Raw genomic sequence first — 22798 nt, forward strand, 5'->3', positions numbered from 1 at the left:
CCTTAGAATCATGACCCAAGATGAGTTGTTGGTACTAATAGAGCAAGCGGCTACTGAGGGTTGGCGAGAGTTGGACTTGTCGGGGCAAGAGTTGACTGAGTTACCAGGGGAAATTGGTAAATTGCAGCAGCTTGAGTCTTTGATTTTGGGAAAGCAGGTTGGAGGTTATGAAAAAGTAGGATACCGCATTTTCCAAAAGGCTTTAGGCAACAATTTAAAAACCCTTCCAATTGAACTATTGAGTTTGCCTAATTTGCGGAAGTTGGATATTAGTGGCAATCCTTTAGAGGGTATTCCTGATGTGGTAATGCAAATACTACATTTAGAGGAACTAATCTTAATTCGAGTACAGCTAACCGAGATACCAGAGGCGCTTGCTAAATTAACCAATCTCACTCAGCTTATTCTCAGTGACAACCAAATAACCGAGATACCAGAGGCGCTTGCTAAATTAACCAATCTCACTCAGCTTAACCTCAGTTACAACCAAATAACCGAGATACCAGAGGCGCTTGCTAAATTAACCAATCTCACTCAGCTTAACCTCAGTTACAACCAAATAACCGAGATACCAGAGGCGCTTGCTAAATTAACCAATCTCACTCAGCTTAACCTCCGTGGCAACCAAAGAACCGAGATACCAGAGGCGCTTGCTAAATTAACCAATCTCACTCGGCTTAACCTCAGTTACAACCAAAGAACCGAGATACCAGAGGCGCTTGCTAAATTAACCAATCTCACTCAGCTTATTCTCAGTGACAACCAAATAAAAGAGATACCAGAGACAATCGCTAAATTAACCAATCTGACGCATCTTATTCTCAGTGGCAACCAAATAAAAGAGATACCAGAGACAATCGCTAAATTAACCAATCTGACGCAGCTTGGACTCGATGGCAACCAAATAAAAGAGATACCAGAGGCAATCGCTAAATTAACCAATCTGACGCAGCTTGGACTCGATGGCAACCAAATAAAAGAGATACCAGAGGCAATCACTAAATTAACCAATCTGACGCATCTTATTCTCAGTGGCAACCAAATAAAAGAGATACCAGAGACAATCGCTAAATTAACCAATCTGACGCAGCTCGCCCTCAGTTCCAACCAAATAACCGAGATACCAGAGGTGCTGGCACAATTAACCAATCTCACCCAGCTTTTCCTCAGTTCCAACCAAATAACGCAGATTCCAGAAGCGCTGGCACCATTAACCAATCTGACTACCCTTCACCTGCGTGTCAACCAAATAACCCAGATACCAGAGGCGATCGAAAGTTTGCCAAAATTGGAACTACTAGATTTACGGGGAAATCCGCTTCCTATTTCACCAGAAATTTTGGGATCTGTTTATCAAGTTGGTTCAGTTGAAGAAATTTTCAATTACTTGCGATTACTTCGTAGCGGTGAAGTACGTCCACTCAACGAAGCCAAACTTTTGCTCGTCGGACAAGGTAGCGTCGGTAAAACATCCCTCATCGAGCGACTAATCCACAATAAATATGATAGAAATCAACCCCAAACTGACGGACTCAAGGTAGAAACTTGGAACGTGCAGGTCAATAGCAAAGACATCCGCCTTAATGTTTGGGACTTTGGCGGACAGGAAATTTATCATGCCACCCATCAGTTTTTCCTGACTAAGCGCAGCCTCTATCTTCTTGTTTGTAATTGTCGCACCAGCGAAGAAGAAAACCGCATCGAATATTGGCTGAAACTAATCGAAAGCTTCGGCGGACAGTCCCCCGTGATTATCGTTGGCAACAAAAAAGACGAACAACCCCTAGACATCAACCGCAAAGCATTACGAGAAAAATATCCTAACATCCAAGCGATTATCGAAACCTCTTGCCAAGACAATATCGGCATTGATGAACTTCGCACCGCGATTTTGCAGCAAGTCGGCAACCTCAAAGAAGTCTACGACCTTCTACCCCTGTCATGGTTTGAGGTTAAACAACAACTCGAATCCATGTCCCAAGACTTCATTACCTACAGTAGCTATATCGGCATCTGCTACGAAAATAAAATTCCCGAAGAACACAACCAAGAACAACTCATCGACTTGCTGCATCGACTTGGCTTAGTTCTCAACTTCCGTGAGCATCCCATCCTCAGAGATACCAACGTCCTCAAACCCAATTGGGTGACAGAAGGGATTTACGCCCTTCTGAGCGATGAAAACCTCAAAACTAAAAGCAAAGGCATTTTCACCCCCGCCGATCTCACTCGTGTCCTCAATCCAGAGCGTTACCCTACCAAGCGTCACGGCTATCTGATTGAACTGATGAAAGAATTTGAGCTTGGCTTTGAATTAGCTTGTTACCCACCACAATTCCTGATTGCGGGACTTCTCCCCAAAGACCAACCAGACGCAACAGAACTAGAAGGCGAAACCCTAGAATTTCAATACCATTACAAAGTTCTTCCCGAAAGCATAATTTCCCGCTTCATCGTCAACACCCACGAAAGAATCCATAACCAAATCTATTGGCGCAGTGGCGTAATGCTGCAATATCAACAACATAATGAAATTTACAACATCGCTCGCATCAAAGCCGACCCCGAAGACAAAAAAATCTTCATCGCCATTAGCGGACGCAAAGAAACCCGCCGTTCATTTCTCGCCATTCTCCGCGATGTCTTCCAAAAAATCCACAAGAGTCTTGCCAACCTCGAAATCACCGAATGGGTTCCCGTCCCTGGCTATCCTAACCACCCGCCCCTCGACTACCAAGAACTTCTGGGACTTGAGACAATGGGTATTCTTGAATATCCAATCGGTAAACTCAAAATAAACATCAATATCCGTCAACTTTTGGATGGTTATGAATCACTAGAATCACGTCGAAAATTACAAAAAGGAGATCATGATTTAGATGATAGGACTGCTTATGAAGATATCTTAGATATTGCTAAACTAGCCGTCAGTAGACCAATTATTACTAAAGCTGAGGCAAAAGCTGTGTCAGAAAATCCTCAATTCACAAACAACCTTCAAGGCGCAAACATCGCCAATTTCGCCAACGAAGTCAAAGACAACGCCAGTCAGCAAGCCTCTAACTTCAACCAAACAAGCGGCGCAAACATAGCAGAAATAATGCAATTAATCAACAACCTACGCCAAACTGTAGCCCAGTTCCCCCCAGAAATCCGCGACGATATTATTATTGATATTGATGATGTAGAAGTAGAAATTCAAAAGCCAGAAAAAGAACGCAATACACCCAAACTTAAAAAGCGTCTAGCAGCTTTACTAACTGCTGCTAGTGTAGCTGCTGCCCCGATCGCAAGTGTGGTAGATTTTACAAACAATGTTATGGAACTCGGCAGCAAATTAGGCATAGAGCTAATTCAGCCTAGTCCTTGAGAATCTAACTGCAAACTGGCGAATCAGCCACCTGAACTACGGGATTATCTGGGAAACGTCTGGGTCTTCCTGGCTTGCGTTTATGACGCTGATTAATAGACTTCTCACTGGCAGATGCTAGTTCTTCCGGCGTGCATTTGAATATACGTAGAGCATCAACATATTTTTTTGGTGTCATTGTTGGTTCAGTGCGTCCAGCTTCCCAATTGCGGACACTGGTTTCACTGATTGCAAGCCTGAAGGCAACTTCTGCACGGCTAAGACCCGCACGCTCTCTCAGGACTTGCATATCCATATCTCATGCTCCCCTTGAAAAAATAAGTCTTTTTCTAAATTGATTGACATTACATATCAATCATTTCAATCAAAAATTTATTAACTATTTTCTTTTATAAGGCATAAGCGATCGCTTGACACTCTAACAAACGACGTAGTTTTTCGTGATTTCAATAAAATGGTGGGGGTGTGAGGGTATAAGAGTGTGGGGGTGTAAGGGAAGAATTGTTTATATTAGTCTTTTCCCTAAACCCCTAAACCCCTATACCCCTACCCCCTTAAATCGAGTAATACAAAGGAAAAGATTTCGCATCCTTGGGTTTTACATATACCTTTTGCTTTGGTTCCAACTGTAGCTCATCGTAGCGATCGCGTGTTAAATGAGCGTTGACAACTTGCCCATCGTCTAAGGTTAATTCAACTTTGATTTCCCAGCCCAAATGGATCAATCGAGTGACTGTAGCAGGTGCGGTTGTACCGTTAGCAGATTTCTCGATCACTACATCTTGTGGGCGTAAAAATACGTTTGGATGTTCTATCTCTAACTGGCTACTTTGGAAAATTCTGGAACTACTTGGCAAAACATTCACTGGCCCAATGAAGCTCATCACAAAGGATGTGGCGGGGTTATCGTAAATTTCTGCGGGTGTTCCTACCTGTTCTACACGGCCTTGATTCATCACCACGACCTCATCAGAAACTTCCATTGCTTCTTCTTGGTCGTGGGTGACAAAAACTGTGGTAACATGAACTTCATCATGGAGGCGGCGTAACCATGCGCGTAAGTCTTTACGGACTTTGGCATCAAGCGCTCCAAAAGGTTCATCTAAAAGTAATACACTAGGTTCTACTGCTAAGGCTCTAGCTAAGGCTACCCTTTGTCTTTGACCACCCGAAAGCTGTGAAGGATAGCGATCGCCTAGCCCACTCAATTGCACTAGTTCTAATAACTGTTCTACCCGTCCTTTGACTTTATTCGCTGGTGCTTTGCGAATCTCTAACCCAAAGGCGATGTTTTGCCGGACTGTCAGATGCTTAAATAAAGCATAGTGTTGAAATACAAACCCGATGTTACGTTCTTGTACACTTTGGTTTGTAGCGTCTTTTCCCGTCAGAATAATTCTGCCATCGTCTGGCTTTTCGAGACCAGCAATTAAGCGGAGCAGAGTAGACTTACCAGATCCCGACGGCCCCAATAGGGCTACCAGTTTCCCGCTTTGGATTTCTAAGTTCACCTGATCAACCGCTCGGAAACTGCCGAATTGTTTGGATACGTTTTCAACTACTATGCCCACTGCCGCTACACCTCTGCCAATTTATCTACGGCTAATTGCTAGGTTTACCGTGTTATAGATATATCATACATAAATGCAGTTAAATTTACTGATTAAAAAAAGATTTAATTACCGCAACTGCCACAATCCAAGAAATCACACTCAACACCACTGCAATCTGGTAAATGGCAATCATCAGTGCTGCTACAGGCGAGGAAACTACAATCAACAATCTCTGAACAATTAGAACAATCATCGCCGCTTGAATATCCTGAACCCCAGCAACTTGATGACCTTGGCTGAGAGCGTTTTAAGGGCTTATCATCTTCAATTTTTCCATCCGCTTCCTCTGTCGGTTCTGAATCCTCCATTTGTGACAACTTTCGTTGCATCTTCGATGCTCGTAAAACTAAATTGGCTTGTTTACAAGCTTGAAACCTAGCCTGGGATTTATCCCAAGCTGCGATTAATCCCTCCTCAGCAATCACGCGCTTGATGTAACCAGAGCAAGATTCACCCCCATACAATAGTCGATGAGCGCAAGCAAAACCTTTATGGGGGGAAATGTGCTTTTGATATCCAGCGATCGCTACAATACCAATTTTCCTACCAAAGGAGTCCAATAGAGAAGTTTGCATAGTTAGAGATTAGGGAATGAAACAAGCCTGGGAATAGGATGGAGAATAGAACTGATGACTGATGACTGTTGACTGTTGCCTCAATGACAACTGACCATTGACTAACAGTATGTTACCCATTCACTAAGCTCTATCTCTAGTGCCAAATTTGTATCGAAACATTAAGGAATATTGCATTTCTGTCAAAACCTGGAGGCAGAGCGAGAAATCACCCAAAAGACCGTGGTAGGATGCTCTCGGTAAATGTGAAGATTGGGAGAAGACCTTTGACACTACGGGTTGCTGTTGTTGGGTCAGGCCCAGCTGGTTCCTCTGCTGCTGAAACACTAGCCAAAGCTGGGATTGAGACCTACCTGTTTGAGCGCAAATTGGATAACGCCAAACCCTGTGGGGGGGCGATTCCCTTATGTATGGTAAGCGAGTTTGACTTACCACCAGAAATTATTGATCGTCAAGTGCGGAAGATGAAAATGATTTCACCTTCCAATCGTGAAGTTGATATCAATCTGATAAAAGAAGACGAATATATAGGAATGTGCCGGCGTGAAGTCCTAGATGGCTTCTTACGCAATCGCGCGGCAAAATTAGGGGCAAATTTAATTAATGCCACCGTTCATAAAGTTGATATACCTGGAAATAACAGCGACCCATACACCATTCATTATGTTGACCATAATGAAGGCGGCGCACAAGGTGTCACAAAAACTTTAAAAGTAGATTTGATTATTGGTGCAGATGGGGCTAATTCCCGCATTGCCAAAGAAATGGATGCAGGGGATTATAATTATGCGATCGCTTTCCAAGAGCGTATCCGCTTACCCGAAGATAAAATGGCATATTACAACGACCTTGCCGAAATGTATGTAGGCAATGACGTTTCCACAGACTTTTATGCCTGGGTATTCCCCAAATATGACCACGTAGCCGTCGGTACTGGCACAATGCAGGTACACAAAGCCAGCATCAAACAGTTACAGGCTGGTATCCGCACCCGTGCTAGCGAAAAATTAGCAGGTGGTAAAATCATCAAAGTAGAAGCCCACCCAATCCCCGAACATCCACGTCCTCGACGTGTTGTTGGTCGCATAGCCTTGGTTGGAGACGCTGCTGGCTACGTTACCAAGTCTTCTGGTGAAGGGATTTACTTTGCTGCTAAATCTGGGCGGATGTGTGCAGAAACCATTGTAGAAGTTTCTCAAAATGGTAGTCGTATTCCCACAGAAAACGAACTCAAGATTTATCTCAAACGCTGGGATAAAAAATACGGACTCACTTACAAAGTGTTGGACATCTTACAAACAGTATTTTACCGCTCCGATGCCACCCGTGAGGCATTTGTAGAGATGTGTGGAGACTTGGATGTACAAAAACTGACTTTCGACAGCTATCTGTATAAGACAGTCGTCCCTGCTAACCCCATCACCCAGTTAAAAATTACTGCCAAGACAATTGGTAGTCTCATCCGTGGTAACGCTTTAGCACCCTAAATTTGAGATGACCATCAAGTAATTTGTAATTAAGACTTAATTACAAATTCAAAATTCCGAATTAATTGTCAAATGGCACTCCCTGAATACCAATGGGGAGTGCCATTTTGATTACCTAGTCAAGTTTTGTGTTGATTCGTAGCGATGTGAGTGTCATTCTGTAGGATACGTAGCTTGGGGAATTTAGACGCGTATGCGCGACTTCTCGAAGAGCATATATCCCGTGATACTACCCTACCTTGCGAACTGCATTTCCCTCAGTGTGACACAGATGTTACGGATTAATGAAATCAAAGACTCAGCGCAATGACTTGAACAAGATTTCACTCAACAACTGATGTGGTAGCGCCCTCGCCGGATTGTGGGACGCTGGGTAGTTCCAGACAATATCCCGCACCATATACTGTTTTGATATAGCGGGGGTGGCGGGGGTCTGGTTCTAGCTTAGTTCTCAAGTGCCGGATATGCACTCGAATCGTTTCAATGTCATCATCTGGATCGTAACCCCAAACTTCTCGGAGGATTTCGCTTGGGGAAACTGTTTGTCCGTGACGTTGTAGCAAACAGTGGAGGAGTTCAAATTCCAAGTGAGTCAGTTTCACAGTTTGACCGAACCATATAGCCTCAAATCTTTCGGGAACTAAGGTCAGAGGCCCATAGTTCAAAATTTCGCTATGTTTGGCTGCTTGGGGAATGCGGTCGGTACGGCGTAATAATGCCCGCACCCGTGCCAGCATCTCTTCCACTTCAAATGGTTTGGTCAGATAATCATCTGCTCCGGCGTTAAAGCCTTCTACCTTGTCTTGAGTTTGGCTGAGAGCAGTCAACATCAAAACAGGAATTTCTGCCGTCCGTTCGTCTCGGCGTAAGCGCTGGCAAACCGTGAAACCATCAACTCTAGGCAACATCAGATCAAGCATAATCAAGTCTGGTTGTAGCTGGAGAGCTAGTGCTTGACCTTTTATGCCATCTTCAGCTTGGCTTACATCGTAGCCAGCCATCTCTAGGTTGACAGCAACAAGTTCTGAAATCGCTGGGTCATCGTCTATTACAAGAATCCTTGGCATTCTTAAAAAATTATTACTACTTATTAAGGATAAATAAGAACCTTTGGTAGATACAAAGATTTCTGTCTTGATTATAAAAAAGATTTTAAATCTAACATAAACCTTAAAACTACTAGTATGAAGAAAACAAAACTAAAATTACATTAAATTCGCAGTATGATATGTTTCCCTCCCTACAATCCGCCTGTGTTTCTGAGAAATGGTGTTGTTACAACTGTTTACACTACTTTGTGGGGAAAACGTTATTGGCAAAATACAACTCTCCATCCAGAACCTCAGTATCATAAAACAGTATTAATGGGTGGGCAAAATGTACCTATTTTTTGTTTGATTGCCATACCTGAAAATGCCCACAGTACGATTGTAGGGACTTATGGCATTACAGGCGATCTAGAAAATGAATGGTTTTTGAGATTGCTGGGACGTAAAGCATACGCTCAAGGATTTGCTGTAGTTTTATTTGATTGGCGCGCCCACGGCAAAACAGCCGAATTATCACCAACACTAACTTCTGATGGTTTATTTGAAGGTGAAGATTTTGTTAGAATTGCGGCTGGTGCGGCCGCTATGGGATGTCCCAGTAAATTTTGGTTTACAGGGTTTTCCTTAGGGGGACAACTGGCGTTGTGGGGGCTGAAAGCTGCGGCAGACTTAACTAATGACACTGAGTATTTTGGGCTAAAATATAGTGACATTGGAGGTGGTGCAGTAATTTGCCCAAATTTAGATGCAACGCGATCGCTCAGTTACTTAGTTCGCCATCCTGTAGGTAAATACTTAGAGCAGAGTATTGCAAAAAACCTCAAGAACTTAGCATGGCGAATACATGACTACCATCCAGGCACCCTAGACTCAGAAGCCATTAAACGAGCTAACACCATTTGGGATTTTGACAATGAACTGGTAATTAAGCGCCTTGGTTTCCCATCCGTAGAAACTTATTATGCGGCAAGCAGTCCTTTACAACTGTTACCAGAGATATCAAAACCTAGTCTAATTATTTACGCTGCGGATGACCCGCTATTTCATCCAGAACTTGTTCCCGAATTACAAGCTACCTGTGAGAGCAATCCCAAAATAGATTTGCTGATGACTCGTTATGGTGGTCACATGGGCTATCTAAATAGCAAAAAAGGTCAGATACAAGCCCAAGATGCTGATCCTTGGTGGGCGTGGAATCGCGTGTTGCAGTGGTTGGAATACATCAGAAAATTTTGATTACAGCAGTTTTATTTTGAATAAAGTACGAGGTTAATGGTTTTGAGGCAGTTGAGTTCATCTTTTGTCTTCTCTACCTCACTTATTTGCAAACGGCTATGTATATTTTATTTTATTCACAAAGCCTGCTTTTATAGGCTTTGTGAATAATTCAGGTGACATTAACTACACGCTAGAGAAAACCTTGATAACCGTCCCTCATTTTCTCAATTAGTGAATTAATTACGGATAGAATAGAGGTTACTTAAAGTTCTAATCAGGCTGGCTTCAACTATTCAGGTTCACTGTCTAGACGGATGCTGGCTTTTTCTTCAGGACTCTAGCCAAGGAACCAACTGCCAACAGACCGAAAATTACCCCAGGTTCGGGGATAACACTTGCTGTCAATTGACCACCATTATCTAATCGACAGTTAGGAAATGTGTCGCAGACTTCTGGAGAGAGATCATCTTTCAAAAATATAGTTGTAGGTAATCCTAGAGCAGACAAATCAGCCCCTTGATAAGTATAGAAGGACAACCCTGCTGAGGTTGTATTAAAGTCAATGCCCAAATCAAAGCCGTTGGGTGTATCAAAGCTGCCAGTTTGTAGGACAGTGCCTGTAACTGTATCAAAGTTGAAATTAAAAGTACTGTTAGGATTAGGAAAACTGTACTTGAAACTTTGCAACAAAGTTCCTTGGGGGTCGAAGAAGGAAATATCGAAACGCCTTAGTTGATCGCGGGTAATAACGCTTCCTTGAAAAATATTGTCGTAGTTGAAACGTCCTTGCGCTGAATAACCTTGACTTCCTGTCCAATCAAGCCTGTAGGAAGCAGCATCAGCGCTGGAGATATTGGCTAAAGTAGCAATTGAAGTAACAGCAGCAACGGCTAAAGTAGCTTGGATTTGGTTACGTATGCTTTTCATTTTTTAAGATTAGAAATGAGTTCTGATGTTGTTGCAACGATCGCTAACTTGCAATTATCCGTTACAAAAGCGTAGATAATTTTAGCGAGAGTCAAGCCATGTCAAATGTTTTTATGTTGCTCAATAAGCACATAAAAAGCTTTAATTTGCCCATACTAATAGGCTTGGTTGATAATAGCTAGATTCACTAGCCCCTGGGAATTAATAACAAAATTGGCGTTGTTAGACATTCATAATGTCTAAAACCACTAGGGGGAATTTTATCATTAGATTGAATTTAGTTTTAATAGTTTAGGTTTTATTTTCTCAATAAAATACAAAAAAAATATATTCGTCCAGAAATCATTGAATTTTCTTTTGATTAAAGTAATCTTTAACTAGTCTTAACCTAATATTGCATCTTACTTATGTATCACTTAATTCTTTTGATTGTTGGTGTAATGAGTGAGCTTATTCTTATCTTAACTTCACCATTTCGCTAATGGTGATTAAGCAAAATAATGAACGGATACGTCTCTTTGCAAGCTTATTCGTCTAAGTTTTGCTATATATAAAATCTGTCATTTTTTGATTAAGATATATTATTTATCTCGATTTTGTATAAAAAAATAAACTGTGTAAATTCTATTAACAAGTTTTATTTTAAATGAATCATTACCAGAACTTAATCAAGCACAAGTAATTTTTACTAGGCATTTTGATTAACCAAAAATTTCTCATGACATTATCTAGACGCAAGTTTTTTGCAATGGCTGGTGCGAGTGCAGCCGGAACTCTAGCTATATCTCCCTTGCAAGGTCTGCTTGCTAGAGCTGCTTTCGGTCAAGTGACACCTACCACTACAGGATATGGTCCACTTATTGACAGTCTTGATGGGATTTTAGCAGTACCAGCTGGATTCCAGTATCGAGTTATATCTCGTGTTGGTAACATCATGGCTGATGGATCTCCAGTACCTGGTAGTCAAGACGGGATGGCAGCCTTCAAAGGTCCTAGAGGCACAACTATCTTGATTTGTAACCATGAACTGGGCAATACTTCTGGTACACAAGTACAAGTACCAAATCGTTATGATCCTGTGAGTAGAGGCGGAACTACGACTATGGTTGTAGGGGCAAATCGTCAGTTAATCAAACAGTTTGCCTCTCTCGGTGGAACCATTCGTAACTGTGCAGGTGGTCCAACTCCTTGGGGTTCATGGATTACTTGTGAAGAAAATGTCAGCGTACCTGGTAGCTCTGATGGATCTACAAAGTTACACGGTTATAACTTTGAGGTTCCCGCTAGTGCTACGGCTCCTGTAGAACCAGTGCCTCTAGTGGCTATGGGACGATTTAACCATGAGGCTGTGGCTGTAGACCCTGCAACTGGTATTGTTTACCAAACAGAAGATAGAGGAGATAGCCTTTTCTATCGTTTTCTCCCCAACCAACCTGGTAATTTAGCAGCAGGTGGTAGACTCCAAGCTCTCAGAATAGGTAATATTTCTAACATTGCTGGTAGTGTTAACACTGCTGGTGGTTTCAGCGTAGGACAAAAATGGGCTGTAAATTGGGTAGATATCCCTGAGCCTAACCCACAAACAGATAATGTCCGTGAACAGGGTCGTAACTTAGGTGCAGCTAGATTTGCTCGTGGGGAAGGTATTTGGTACGGTAACGGTGAAATTTATTTCTGTTGTACAAATGGCGGCTCTGTTAACCCTAGTGGTAATCCTAATGGGCTTGGTCAAGTCTTCCGTTACATTCCTGCTACTAATACCCTTGAGTTGTTTGTCCAGTCTCCTGGAGCCAGTGATCTTCGTGCGCCTGATAACATTTGTGTAGCACCTTTTGGCGATCTCATTCTTTGTGAAGACGGAGCTGCGCCCAATTTTATAAGAGGTGTGACTCCTGATGGAAAACTCTATAATATTGCACGTAACATCTTAAATGGTGGTGGTAGTGAGTTTGCTGGAGCTTGTTTTTCTCCTGATGGTCGCACTCTGTTTGTTAACGTCCAAAGTGCTGGTCTGACTCTAGCTATCTGGGGTCCTTGGGAAAGACGGATTTAGTGACGACCTACTAATCTCAAAAACCTAGTTGAGAAAAGCGATCGCCTCTGTGTTAACTTGAGTATCAGCGATCGCTTTCTATTTATCCCCAATGACTGGTGGTAACATATCTAAAACCGCAATCTGCAAATCGGGAAACTCTAAGGGTGCGATCGTTGCATCTTCTGCCAAAACTACTTTGCTTTTATAGTCTTGTGGAGTCGGTTGCCGAAAAACGTGCAACTGGCGACTAATTACATCTAACACCCAGTAATCTTTAATTCCTGCTTGGGAATAAGCTTGAGATTTAGTTATACAATCTAGTTTCAGACTGCTATCGGCTACTTCAATAATTAGGTAAACTTCAGATGGTGTAGGATGGTGGTCTGCGTAGTCTAAAGGATCTATTTTTACAACAGCAATATCGGGTTCTGGTTCAGAGTGATCGTTTAACTTTACAGGGTCTTGAACACATATTAGCGCTAAATTCTTTAGACTATTTTGCAGTAATCTATCTGTCCGAGTCGTTGCCGACCGATAAGCTGTTCCTTTAGCAATCATGCAAATAATCTTTCCTTCTAGAAGTTCCACCCGTTCATCTGCGCCAAAAATACTAGATTCAGCCATCCGGTGGTATTCTTCAACTGTCCACAAACGAAGTTGTAATGTCGTTTCTGTGTTTTGCATGGCTAGTTGCCTATAAATACTAGAATATTTAGCTTGATATAAAAAAATAAACTTGAAGCTGATTGTTTAAGCTGGATTTACTGATTCAAATATTTGCGATACTTTCAGATTTAGTTGGTTAAATTGTGGAGATGCAACTAAATCATCATCAGAGAAGTTACCTAGCTCGGTATATGTCTTATCAGTAAGTTCTAAGACTAATAAAGTTTTAGTTTCGGGGTCAATAATCCAATATTCAGGAATACCACAATCTTGATACTGCGATCGCTTGGCAATAAAATCTCTATCTCTTTGCAAGTCTCCAGGGCTAACCACTTCAATTACTAATAGTGGAGGTAGCATTGATAGACGAATAGTATTGCGCTTGGCTAACTGCTGAATATGCTCTTCTCGAATAATGGTTAGGTCAGGATAACGGTTTCTGGGTTCTCCTCTCACTTCCAGTTCTAAACCATGTCCTCGCACTCTTTGATAGCCTAATAAGGATGCAAACTTAATTAATAAAAATGTGGCAATCTGAACATTGATTTCCGATTCTGGAGGCATTTCGATTAATTCTCCATTAAACAACTCATAGAGTTGATCTGTGCCATCATCATAAGATAGGTACTCTTCAAAGCTCTGAAAGCGATGGTTCACTTGTAGCATCAGGGTTTCTCCATGATGAGTCTCAATGCAAGTTTAGCTTAATTCGGAATTTGTATTTTCTAGTCTCTAGTTTCTAACCTCTAGCTTTCTAAAATTTGAATTTCATCTAGCTGATTAATTACTACATTTGCACCTTGGACATTATTTGGTTTATTCACCCAAGTAATGCCAATACAACCTGCTGCTTGAGCGTTACGAGCCATTTGCATATCACCTACAGCATCACCTACCATTAATGTAGCTTCTGGTTCTACTCCTAAAGTTTGGCAAGCTTGTAAAAATAATATGGGATCTGGTTTAGTAGGGCCGTCATCTACGCCTACTTGGGCTTGGATATAATTACCTAAATCATGTTGTGCAACAAAGTTTTTCACTTCCAATGTGGTTGCTGCTGAAACAATGCCAAGTTTAAGTCCAGCATTTGAAAGAGATTGCAATATTTCCAATGCACCTGTGAAAAGAGGTGCTGGAGTTACACCAATGTATTTCTCCGCATCATCTAAGGCTTGACGCGCTATTTTTAAAGATTCAAACCATCCTTTCCCAGTCTCAGCGATATAGGCGGCTGTGGCTATTTCTGTTTCGCGGCGACTGGCTACCGAAATTAAACCGGCTGGGTCGAGTGTATCACCGTTAATACCAAAAGCCATGAGTAAAGGTTCACCAATTCCGGGTACTTGGGCATCTACAATTCTCGCTGCTTTTTGTCCAAGCGATCGCAAATAGGCTTCTGAATTTTCTAAAGTACCGTTTTTATCAAATAAAATCCCTTGAATATTAGTAAATACGATATCTTTACATTTAATGGTAGCCACAAAATTAAACCCTATAAAAAGTCAAAATAAAAAAGAGGGAAAACCCTCTTTCAAAAATGTCTTGATGTTGTTAATGACAGTTAACTTAAACTACAACTGTATTATTCTTCAATAGCTGCTGGGATTTCCTCAACTGCTACAATTTCTTCTTCAGCTACAGCATCTTCGGTTGCAGGGGGAATTTCTTCCTCAATCAAATCTTCTGCACCTTCTGCGGGTAAGGTAATACCTTGTTGTTTAGCCAGCAGTTGTTCTCTATACTTAGCTGCCATTTCTTCGGCTTTATCGTAAACCAAATCACGGTTTTTAATCATGTCACCGGGTTCTGGTTCCAACTGCTTAGTAGAGAGAGATATTCTACCTCTTTCGGCATCCAAGTCAATGATCATCACTTTCACTTCATCATTGACGTTGAATACACTGTGAGGTGTATCGATATGCTCGTGAGAAATTTCCGAGATGTGCAACAAGCCGCTAACACCGCCGATATCGATGAATGCACCGTAGGGTTTGATACCGCGCACTGTACCGATTACCACTTCGCCCACTTCTAGGCGATTCATCTTGCGCTCAACTAACGCACGACGATGAGAGAGAACTAAGCGGTTACGTTCTTCGTCTACTTCTAGGAATTTTAAAGGCAGTTCTTCGCCTACTAATTCTTCTTTTGGTTTGCGGGTGCTGATGTGAGAACCGGGAATAAAGCCCCGTAGTCCTTCAATTCTGACCAACGCCCCCCCACGGTTAGTGGCAAATACACCAGAGCGCACTGTGGCATCTTCTGCTTGCAGTTGGCGTACACGCTCCCAAGCACGCATATATTCAATTCTGCGGATGGAAAGAGTTAACTGTCCATCTTCGTTTTCATCGGTCAGGATGAAAAATTCTCTTGTTTCGTTTGATTGTAAAACTTCTTCCGGGGCATCGACCCGGTTTATAGACATTTCTTGTATAGGTATATAAGCTGCTGTTTTAGCACCTATGTCAATCAGAGCGCCGCGCGGTTCTATACTAAAAACTGTACCTGGTACGACATCTCCTGGGCTGAAGTGATAGTCGTATTTGTCAAGTAGGGCAGCGAAATCTTCGTGAGTAAATCCAATTTCTGTAGCGGTTAAATTCTGATTGACCATGCTGTTGTGTTCCTGGTTCTAGTCTCCGTAATGGTTATGCCATAATAGCCATGTGTATGCAACTGCCTGAGTTGGTAGTGTACACCTATATCTCTGTCTAATCCTAGCGCAGAAAAGCTAGTGTTCACACATATTAACTTCCAGAAAAAAGATTATATCACAAATAAATATGGAATATTTGTTAAGTAATTAACCGTGGAAATGAATTTTTCCTATTTTCTATGGTTTGGAGACAGGAGTGTATTAATCGCAAATATCCGTTGTTTTTCTTGAGAAAAACAACGGATATTTGCTTTATTTGACTGAGAGAATGAGCATTAGCTGCCTTATTTCTCTTCTTTTTTCTCAATGCGGGGTGGTTCGCGGAATGCGATCGCAAAAAAGAGAACGCCTATTGCTAGGGTCAAAATTAGAATGTAAGCAACGCTTTCCATATTAAAAACTCCTGCTTAGGTATTGGGTATTGGGTACTGGGTACTAGGTACTCGGTACTCGGTATATTTCCCAGTCCCCAGTCCCCAGTCCCTAAAATTAAGCTTCCTTCCGAACGCGGGTTGATTTGTCACCCACTTTCTGGAATAGACCCCACTCTACTTGTTCTTCTAGATCCGCTTCCACACCGGCGAATACGTCTCGGTATATTGTCCGAGCGCCGTGCCAGAGGTGACCGAAGAAGAATAACAGAGCAAATACGGCGTGACCAAAGGTAAACCAACCTCTGGGGGATGTACGGAATACACCGTCAGAGTTTAAGGTTTCGCGGTCGAATTCAAATATTTCTCCACCTTGAGCTTTACGGGCATATTTCTTCACATCGGCGGGATCAGTAAAGGTTTTACCGTCCAAATCGCCACCGTAGAAGCTAACTGTTACGCCTGATTGTTCAAAGCTATACTTGGATTCTGCTCGACGGAAAGGGATGTCAGCGCGGACAACACCATCAGCATCTGTCAAGATTACTGGGAAGGTTTCAAAGAAGTTGGGGAGACGACGTACTGTCAATTCCCGGCCTTCAGCATCTTTGAATACGCCGTGACCTTGCCAAGATTGGGCAATACCATCACCCTTAACCATTGGCCCTGTACGGAACAAACCACCTTTGGCGGGGCTGTTACCGACGTAATCATAGAAAGCTAGTTTTTCAGGAATCTGTGACCAAGCTTCGGAAAGGCTTGCACCTTGAGCTACGCTTGATTGCACACGGCGCTCAATTTCTTGATGGAAATAGCCTTGATCCCATTGATAACGTGTGGGCCCAAACAGTTCGATGGGTGTAGTAGCGTTGCCGTACCACATGGTTCCTGCAACTACGAAAGCTGCGAAGAATACTGCCGCAATACTGCTGGAAAGTACGGTTTCAATGTTACCCATCCGTAGAGCTTTGTAGAGCCTTTCGGGGGGTCTAACAGTGAGGTGGAATAAACCTGCAATGATACCGACAATACCAGCTGCAATATGGTGAGCTACTACGCCACCAGGGTTAAATGGGTTAAATCCATCTGGACCCCATTCGGGTGCTACTGGCTGGACGCTGCCGGTGACTCCATAGGGGTCAGAAATCCACATTCCAGGGCCGAATAAGCCTGTGAGATGGAAAGCACCAAAGCCGAAACAGAGTAAACCGGATAAGAACAGGTGAATGCCAAACATTTTTGGCAAATCTAAAGCAGGTTCACCGGTTCGAGGATCTCTAAAGAGTTCCAAATCCCAGTAAACCCAGTGCCAAACGGCAGCTAGGAACAATAAACCAGAAAGCACAATGTGAGCTGCGGCAACCCCTTCAAATGACCAGAAACCAGGGTCAGTTGCTGTACCGCCAGTAACGCTCCAACCGCCCCAAGATTGGGTAACACCTAACCGTGCCATGAAGGGTAGCACGAACATCCCTTGCCGCCACATCGGGTTGAGAACCGGATCGCTGGGGTCATAAATAGCTAGTTCGTATAGTGCCATCGAACCAGCCCAACCTGCCACCAGGGCTGTGTGCATCAAGTGTACAGAAATCAGTCGCCCTGGGTCATTCAGAACTACTGTATGTACTCGGTACCAGGGTAGTCCCATCGACTACGCTCCTCCTCGATGAGTTATGTTTACAAAACAATTTTCTTTAGTTAAGGTTCCAAGGTTGGAAGCCTCACCTCGGACTTCTCTGAAATTTTTTTTATTGCCAGAGTCTGATCCTTTACCACACCCGAATTTTATTAAGTTCGGAGAGTGGATTATTTGGCGACACTCAACCGTTTTGGGATTGTGTCCCTAGAGGGTGGCGATCGCCAAGTAAAAATGAGAATGTTTTAAAAAGTGTAACTATTGATGGAACCGTTTGCAAGCGTGTCCATTGATGCTATCGCCTCCCTACTAGGCTTTATCTTCCCACAGATCGCCGTTACAAGTTATCCTACGTATGTTTATAAATCTTTACAAAGAGAGAAGAGTCCTGAGTCTTGGGTAATAATTTAGGTCCTCAGTCCCTCTTGGCATCTACTACACGACTGATTGAATATTTTGTAACTGGCACTTTGCCTCAGCTGTACCCAGGCGTTCAATTACTTGTTCGGCGGTCATTAGGCGTTTGAGAACTACTTGCCCAATGGTTTGGTTAACTAAGGCAGATGTAGTTGGTTTTACTTCTACGGTGATTACGGCTTCTTCAATGCGATAAAGCCACATTAATTCGTTGTTTTCTACCAAACAAATATTTAATCGCTGTATTTCTGGTGATCTGCGCCATGCAGTGATCTGCCACAATCCATCAGATCCCCAAACTCTGCCAATAGTCCATCCTTCGGAAAGAAAGAAATATTTCACTGTTTTATTCTCACTTTTGCAACTTTTAATCTGCTGTTGACAATTTTGCAATCATCTCAAGTTGATGATGTATAAACATAGAATTCTATTAGTCAAAATGATTTGACTAATTACTGATAACACTGATATTTAGATAAACCTTACTCTGGAAGAGAAACTGCAATCTTACACAATGCCCAACCGATAATTTATCTTTAAGTAGAATTTGGTAGTAATTATTGGCGTGTCTGGCAATTAAGTGACAGTAGGTAACTTGTTGATTCAATATACCGTAATCACTAAAATTGTTTTACAAACTACCTTTCCTGATAGACTATGAAGCTATAACAATTTTACTCAATAATAAAAAACTTGAATGGATAAAAATTGTTTCGTGGTTACTGAATATGAATTAGCTCAATTAAATTTTAATAAAATTAAATAATATATATTAGGACTTACGCACCTAGATTGTCTGTTGAAACTGGGTGTAAGGGTATAGGGGTGTAAGGGTTCTAAATTTCTACAAAGCGATCGCGTAGTTGAATTTTGAGAAATAACGTATAAAAGATAATTTATATAGTATAATTACTGACCGCTAATTGCAAAAAATTGGGACGCTATGAACTGGTTTGCTTTGTCTGGGAGACAGTGGGGGCGGATGACAAAATTCGTCTCTTTATTCTCTCTCTGTTTAGTTTTGGTTATCAGTTGCACTCCTCGCCAACAAACAACTACACCAACATCAAGTGCAAATAATAGTCCCTCAGGGGATGGTCGAATTACGGTGGGGACGACACTCAAACCACGAACCCTAGATCCGGCTGATGCGTATGAATTGGCCTCTTTGGGTTTAGTGTTTAATATGAGCGATCGCCTCTATACTTATGAACCAGGTAGTACAGTAATTCAGCCACAGTTGGCTACAGCACTACCAAAAGTTAGCCAAGATGGTTTAACTTACACCATACCCCTACGTCAGGGAGTGCTTTTTCACGATGGTACTGCTTTCAATGCTAAAGCAATGGAATTTAGCATCCAGCGCTTTATTGAAAATAAAGGCAAACCATCGTTCTTACTAGCTGATACCATAGCTTCGGTGAAAGCTACAGGCGATTATGAGCTAACAATTCAACTAAAAAAACCCTTTGCAGCTTTTCCCTCGCTGTTAGCATTTTCTGGAGTTTGTGCAGTTTCACCTACAGCTTATGAACTAGGTGCAGGAAAGTTTAAACCAGATACTTTTGTAGGGACTGGCCCTTACAAATTGGCGCAGTATGGTACGGATTCACTACGCTTTGATGTATTTGATAAATATTGGGGAGAAAAACCCAAGAATCAAGGCGTTAATGTGCAGATTCAAACTAGTCCGGTAAATCTATTTAATGCTTTCCGTACTGGCGCGGTAGATGTAGCTTATCAGTCTTTGCAACCAGACCAAATTAAAAGCTTAGAAGCTGGTGCTAAAAAAGGAGATTGGCAAGGGATAACATCTCAAGGTAGTGTCGTTACTTTTATGGCTTTGAATCGCAATCAAGAGCCTCTAGATAAACTAGAAGTAAGACAAGCCGTAGCGACAATTATTGACCGTCAACTTTTAAATCAAAGAGCTTTATTTGGCCAAGCTGAACCACTTTATAGCTTAATTCCTACCACTTTTGATGTGTCCCAACCAATCTTTAAAGAAAAGTATGGTGATGCAAACTTTGAGAAAGCTAAACAATTGCTAACTGCGGCGGGATTTTCTGCTGAAAATCCCGCAAAAGTGCAGATTTGGTATCCGGCTAGTTCCGCAGTCCGCAGCTTGGCAGCCCAGACCTTAAAAGCGATCGCCGAGCAAAATCTTGGTGGTATACTTCAGTTTGAAGTCAGTACCGTCGAAGGTGCTACCTTTTATAAAGACATCTCAAAGGGTATATATCCAGCAGCTTTAGTTGATTGGTACCCCGACTTTTTAGACCCAGATAATTATGTGCAGCCATTCTTAGCTTGTCAGAAAGGGTCAGTTGCTAAAGGGTGTGAAGAGGGCGGTAGCCAAACTCAAGGTTCTTTTTACTATAACGAAGCTGTCAACAAATTAATCGACCAGCAACGTCAAGAGCAAGACCCCGCAACCCGTCAGAAAATATTTGCAGAAATTCAAACTCAATTATCAACTGATATTCCCTATATTCCTTTGTGGCAAAGCAAAGATTATGTATTTGCTCAAAAAGGTGTGAGTGGTGTACAACTTGACCCATCGAAAAATCTCGTTTATAAGTCGATAGTCAAAGGTCAATAATACATAGTCAACAGTCCATAGTCATTAGTAATTAGTCTGTCATCTAAATAACTGACTAATCTCTAATGACTATTGATTTTTGACCAATGACCGATGACCAATGACCGATGACCAATGACCAATGACTAAACATTTATGTCTCGCTCCAAAGCCTTACAATACTACATTGTTTCTCGGTTACTGTTTGCGCCCCTGCAACTGCTAACTATTATTACGATTGTATTTTTATTACTCAGAGCTACACCGGGTGACCCAGTAGATGCGATTCTTGGTGGGCGTGCTTCAGAAAGCGTGAAAGAACAATATCGAGAACAACTGGGTTTAAACCGACCTTTATTTATACAGTACCTAAATTACTTGGGTGATTTACTGCATTTTGATTTAGGGACATCTTTGACAAGTCGGGGACAACACGTCTGGAATATCATTGGACAATATTTTCCGGCCACAGTCGAGTTAGCTGTGTTTAGTATGGCGGTAGCTTTGATTGTGGGAATTTTGGTAGGGACGCTTTCCGCTTCTCGTCCGGGAACTTCATTTGATATTGGCGGACGGTTATTTGGGATTATTACTTATGCACTCCCCATGTTTTGGGCGGGAATGCTGCTACAGTTAATTTTTTCCGTGCAGTTGGGTTGGTTTCCCAATTCCAATCGTTTTCCGCCCAATCTTCCACCCCCGCCTACATTCACAGGTTTATATACAGTTGATAGTTTGCTCAGTGGTAACTTGACACAGTTTTTTACATCTTTGCATCATTTAGCACTCCCTTGTCTCACCTTAGGAATTTTGCTGAGTGGCATTTTTGAGCGTATTGTCAGAGTCAATTTAAAGCAAACTCTCAAAGCTGATTATGTGGAAGCAGCCAGAGCTAGAGGAATTGCGGAAAATAAAATTTTGGTGTCGCACGCCTTAAAAAATGCGCTGATTCCGGTAATTACTGTTCTAGGATTAACCTTTGCTTCCCTGCTAGGTGGAGCAATTTTAACGGAAGTGACATTTTCCTGGCCTGGGTTGGCAAATCGGCTATATCAGGCAATCTCCGATCGCGATTATCCCACAGTCCAAGGTGTGCTGGTATTTTTTGGGGCGATCGTCGTCTCGGCAAGCATTTTAATTGATATTCTCAATGCTTACGTTGACCCACGTATTCGTTATTAAGGAAATTAGTAGTAATAGCCTAGATATTGCTAAATAAAATGCGTGGCTAATAGCTCTTCGCTCTGTGCTTTGATGTTTTTACTATGTCTACCCAACCGATAATCGAAAGTATATACACTGATGGTGCTTGCACTGGCAATCCTGGCCCTGGCGGCTGGGGTGTAGTTGTCTATTTTAGTGATGGTTCAGTTCACGAAATGGGCGATGCTGCCAAGCATACCACCAATAATAAGATGGAAATGCAGGCGGCGATCGCCGCTCTCAAATTTCTCCACGACTCCGGACAAGCTGAACCCATTACCCTCTATACCGATAGTGAGTATCTAATTAACTGCGTCACCAAGTGGGTAAAAGGTTGGAAAAAAAAGGGTTGGAAAAAATCTGATGGGAATCCAGTTCAGAATCAAGACCTTCTAGAAACTTTAGATGAATTAAATAGCCGTAAGGTAAATTGGCATCATGTTCGAGGTCATTCTGGCAACATCGGTAACGAGCGTTGTGATGTGATTGCTCGCTGTTTTGCAACTGGTAGAATGCCCTCTCTACAACAGTTATCTCCCCGTCATGCTCATAAATCTTTACCTGACATCAGTAAAATAAATGTAGTTAAAGTACCTGATCATGTTACAACCTCTACAATAGTTCACAAAACGACACAAGAAATCAGTACTTCTGCGTCAAATATCAACACTATGGAACCATCTACCGCACACGTTGCGGCTACAATCGAGGAAAACCCGCCGGAAAAGCGGGTGGAACAACTCCGCAACTTAGTAGAAACTCTGCATATTGCAGACGAAATTGCGGCGAAAGGTTATTTAATCACTAGTTCTGAGTTGGCAGACTTAATGGATGTCCACGCCAGTGCTGTTACTAGTAGGGGAGATCAGTGGCGCTGGCGCAACTGGATTGTTTCACGGGTACGCCGTGAGGGTAATCAAATTCTCTGGGAATTAGAACGAGGCGATCGCTTGGGGGGTGAAGATGAATAAATAATTGGGGTAGGGTCTTGGGA

19 protein-coding genes are annotated in these 22798 nt (G+C 42.2%); 7 read left to right on the forward strand and 12 right to left on the reverse strand.

All coding sequences use genetic code 11. From position 1 onward, the window contains the following. Window positions 1–10: 10 nt before the first annotated feature. Complete coding sequence (locus tag ACN222_RS00605; protein WP_010994301.1) at window positions 11–3370, forward strand: leucine-rich repeat domain-containing protein; 3360 nt, start codon at window positions 11–13, stop codon at window positions 3368–3370. Window positions 3371–3374: 4 nt separating this feature from the next. Here the strand turns inward: ACN222_RS00605 and ACN222_RS00610 are convergent, their stop codons facing one another. The 3 genes from ACN222_RS00610 to yidD form a co-directional block, all read right to left on the reverse strand. Then, the gene (locus tag ACN222_RS00610) at window positions 3375–3665 is read right to left on the reverse strand and encodes a helix-turn-helix domain-containing protein (protein WP_010994302.1); all 291 of its coding nucleotides are present in this window, start codon (window positions 3663–3665) and stop codon (window positions 3375–3377) included. A gap of 259 nt (window positions 3666–3924) precedes the next feature. Then, the gene (locus tag ACN222_RS00615) at window positions 3925–4941 is read right to left on the reverse strand and encodes a sulfate/molybdate ABC transporter ATP-binding protein (protein ID WP_010994303.1); all 1017 of its coding nucleotides are present in this window, start codon (window positions 4939–4941) and stop codon (window positions 3925–3927) included. A gap of 104 nt (window positions 4942–5045) precedes the next feature. Then, a complete protein-coding gene (gene yidD / locus ACN222_RS00620; RefSeq protein WP_010994304.1) occupies window positions 5046–5558 on the reverse strand; it encodes a membrane protein insertion efficiency factor YidD in 513 nt (170 codons plus the stop codon). Window positions 5559–5824: 266 nt separating this feature from the next. Here yidD and chlP point away from each other — a divergent pair, with 266 nt between their 5' ends. Then, on the forward strand, window positions 5825–7045 hold the full coding sequence (gene chlP / locus ACN222_RS00625) for a geranylgeranyl reductase (RefSeq protein ID WP_010994305.1): 1221 nt from the start codon (window positions 5825–5827) through the stop codon (window positions 7043–7045). Between the two features lie 323 nt (window positions 7046–7368). On the opposite strand, the gene ACN222_RS00630 is transcribed toward chlP, so the two are convergent. Further along, window positions 7369–8112: a response regulator transcription factor gene (locus tag ACN222_RS00630; RefSeq protein WP_010994306.1), complete on the reverse strand. Its 744-nt coding sequence runs from the start codon at window positions 8110–8112 to the stop codon at window positions 7369–7371. 156 nt (window positions 8113–8268) lie between these two features. Here ACN222_RS00630 and ACN222_RS00635 point away from each other — a divergent pair, with 156 nt between their 5' ends. After that, window positions 8269–9330 carry a YheT family hydrolase gene (locus tag ACN222_RS00635; protein ID WP_010994307.1) on the forward strand — a complete coding sequence of 354 codons (1062 nt, stop codon included), beginning with the start codon at window positions 8269–8271 and terminating at the stop codon, window positions 9328–9330. A gap of 288 nt (window positions 9331–9618) precedes the next feature. Here ACN222_RS00635 and ACN222_RS00640 read toward each other — a convergent pair whose 3' ends face one another. Then, a complete protein-coding gene (locus ACN222_RS00640) occupies window positions 9619–10239 on the reverse strand; it encodes a PEP-CTERM sorting domain-containing protein (RefSeq protein WP_010994308.1) in 621 nt (206 codons plus the stop codon). 718 nt (window positions 10240–10957) lie between these two features. Between ACN222_RS00640 and ACN222_RS00645 the strand changes: the two genes are divergently transcribed. After that, window positions 10958–12292, forward strand: a complete 1335-nt coding sequence (locus ACN222_RS00645; RefSeq protein ID WP_010994309.1) for a PhoX family protein — start codon at window positions 10958–10960, stop codon at window positions 12290–12292. 78 nt (window positions 12293–12370) lie between these two features. Here the strand turns inward: ACN222_RS00645 and ACN222_RS00650 are convergent, their stop codons facing one another. The 7 genes from ACN222_RS00650 to ACN222_RS00680 form a co-directional block, all read right to left on the reverse strand. After that, entirely contained in the window at window positions 12371–12958 is a 588-nt protein-coding gene (locus tag ACN222_RS00650; RefSeq protein WP_010994310.1) for a Uma2 family endonuclease, read from the reverse strand. Window positions 12959–13024: 66 nt separating this feature from the next. Then, window positions 13025–13606: a Uma2 family endonuclease gene (locus ACN222_RS00655; RefSeq protein ID WP_010994311.1), complete on the reverse strand. Its 582-nt coding sequence runs from the start codon at window positions 13604–13606 to the stop codon at window positions 13025–13027. Window positions 13607–13686: 80 nt separating this feature from the next. Further along, window positions 13687–14421, reverse strand: coding sequence for an HAD family hydrolase (locus tag ACN222_RS00660; RefSeq protein WP_010994312.1), 735 nt, complete (start codon window positions 14419–14421; stop codon window positions 13687–13689). A gap of 101 nt (window positions 14422–14522) precedes the next feature. Beyond that, window positions 14523–15554: a 30S ribosomal protein S1 gene (locus ACN222_RS00665; protein WP_010994313.1), complete on the reverse strand. Its 1032-nt coding sequence runs from the start codon at window positions 15552–15554 to the stop codon at window positions 14523–14525. A 326-nt stretch (window positions 15555–15880) separates the two neighbouring features. Beyond that, complete coding sequence (locus ACN222_RS00670; protein ID WP_010994314.1) at window positions 15881–15988, reverse strand: photosystem II reaction center protein T; 108 nt, start codon at window positions 15986–15988, stop codon at window positions 15881–15883. 97 nt (window positions 15989–16085) lie between these two features. After that, complete coding sequence (psbB, locus tag ACN222_RS00675) at window positions 16086–17615, reverse strand: photosystem II chlorophyll-binding protein CP47 (RefSeq protein ID WP_010994315.1); 1530 nt, start codon at window positions 17613–17615, stop codon at window positions 16086–16088. 423 nt (window positions 17616–18038) lie between these two features. Continuing rightward, window positions 18039–18362 carry a hypothetical protein gene (locus tag ACN222_RS00680; RefSeq protein ID WP_010994316.1) on the reverse strand — a complete coding sequence of 108 codons (324 nt, stop codon included), beginning with the start codon at window positions 18360–18362 and terminating at the stop codon, window positions 18039–18041. Window positions 18363–19002: 640 nt separating this feature from the next. Here ACN222_RS00680 and ACN222_RS00685 point away from each other — a divergent pair. The 3 genes from ACN222_RS00685 to rnhA all read left to right on the forward strand — a co-directional run bounded on the left by ACN222_RS00685 (window position 19003) and on the right by rnhA (window position 22775). After that, complete coding sequence (locus ACN222_RS00685; RefSeq protein WP_419756881.1) at window positions 19003–20622, forward strand: ABC transporter substrate-binding protein; 1620 nt, start codon at window positions 19003–19005, stop codon at window positions 20620–20622. 135 nt (window positions 20623–20757) lie between these two features. Further along, window positions 20758–21783: an ABC transporter permease gene (locus ACN222_RS00690; protein ID WP_010994318.1), complete on the forward strand. Its 1026-nt coding sequence runs from the start codon at window positions 20758–20760 to the stop codon at window positions 21781–21783. A gap of 83 nt (window positions 21784–21866) precedes the next feature. Next, entirely contained in the window at window positions 21867–22775 is a 909-nt protein-coding gene (gene rnhA / locus ACN222_RS00695; protein WP_010994319.1) for a ribonuclease HI, read from the forward strand. The last annotated feature ends 23 nt before the right edge of the window (window positions 22776–22798 follow it).

This window comes from Anabaena sp. FACHB-595 (assembly GCF_048568275.1).
Classification (GTDB): Bacteria; Cyanobacteriota; Cyanobacteriia; order Cyanobacteriales; family Nostocaceae; genus Trichormus.

Bases quoted from the DNA above. Each gene is read 5' to 3' on its own strand.
- ACN222_RS00605 (WP_010994301.1), top strand. From the start codon at position 11: ATGACCCAAGATGAGTTGTTGGTACTAATAGAGCAAGCGGCTACTGAG.
- ACN222_RS00610 (WP_010994302.1), bottom strand. From the start codon at position 3,665: ATGGATATGCAAGTCCTGAGAGAGCGTGCGGGTCTTAGCCGTGCAGAA.
- yidD (WP_010994304.1), bottom strand. From the start codon at position 5,558: ATGCAAACTTCTCTATTGGACTCCTTTGGTAGGAAAATTGGTATTGTA.
- ACN222_RS00630 (WP_010994306.1), bottom strand. From the start codon at position 8,112: ATGCCAAGGATTCTTGTAATAGACGATGACCCAGCGATTTCAGAACTT.
- ACN222_RS00635 (WP_010994307.1), top strand. From the start codon at position 8,269: ATGATATGTTTCCCTCCCTACAATCCGCCTGTGTTTCTGAGAAATGGT.
- ACN222_RS00640 (WP_010994308.1), bottom strand. From the start codon at position 10,239: ATGAAAAGCATACGTAACCAAATCCAAGCTACTTTAGCCGTTGCTGCT.
- ACN222_RS00645 (WP_010994309.1), top strand. From the start codon at position 10,958: ATGACATTATCTAGACGCAAGTTTTTTGCAATGGCTGGTGCGAGTGCA.
- ACN222_RS00650 (WP_010994310.1), bottom strand. From the start codon at position 12,958: ATGCAAAACACAGAAACGACATTACAACTTCGTTTGTGGACAGTTGAA.
- ACN222_RS00655 (WP_010994311.1), bottom strand. From the start codon at position 13,606: ATGCTACAAGTGAACCATCGCTTTCAGAGCTTTGAAGAGTACCTATCT.
- ACN222_RS00665 (WP_010994313.1), bottom strand. From the start codon at position 15,554: ATGGTCAATCAGAATTTAACCGCTACAGAAATTGGATTTACTCACGAA.
- ACN222_RS00670 (WP_010994314.1), bottom strand. From the start codon at position 15,988: ATGGAAAGCGTTGCTTACATTCTAATTTTGACCCTAGCAATAGGCGTT.
- psbB (WP_010994315.1), bottom strand. From the start codon at position 17,615: ATGGGACTACCCTGGTACCGAGTACATACAGTAGTTCTGAATGACCCA.
- ACN222_RS00685 (WP_419756881.1), top strand. From the start codon at position 19,003: ATGACAAAATTCGTCTCTTTATTCTCTCTCTGTTTAGTTTTGGTTATC.
- ACN222_RS00690 (WP_010994318.1), top strand. From the start codon at position 20,758: ATGTCTCGCTCCAAAGCCTTACAATACTACATTGTTTCTCGGTTACTG.
- rnhA (WP_010994319.1), top strand. From the start codon at position 21,867: ATGTCTACCCAACCGATAATCGAAAGTATATACACTGATGGTGCTTGC.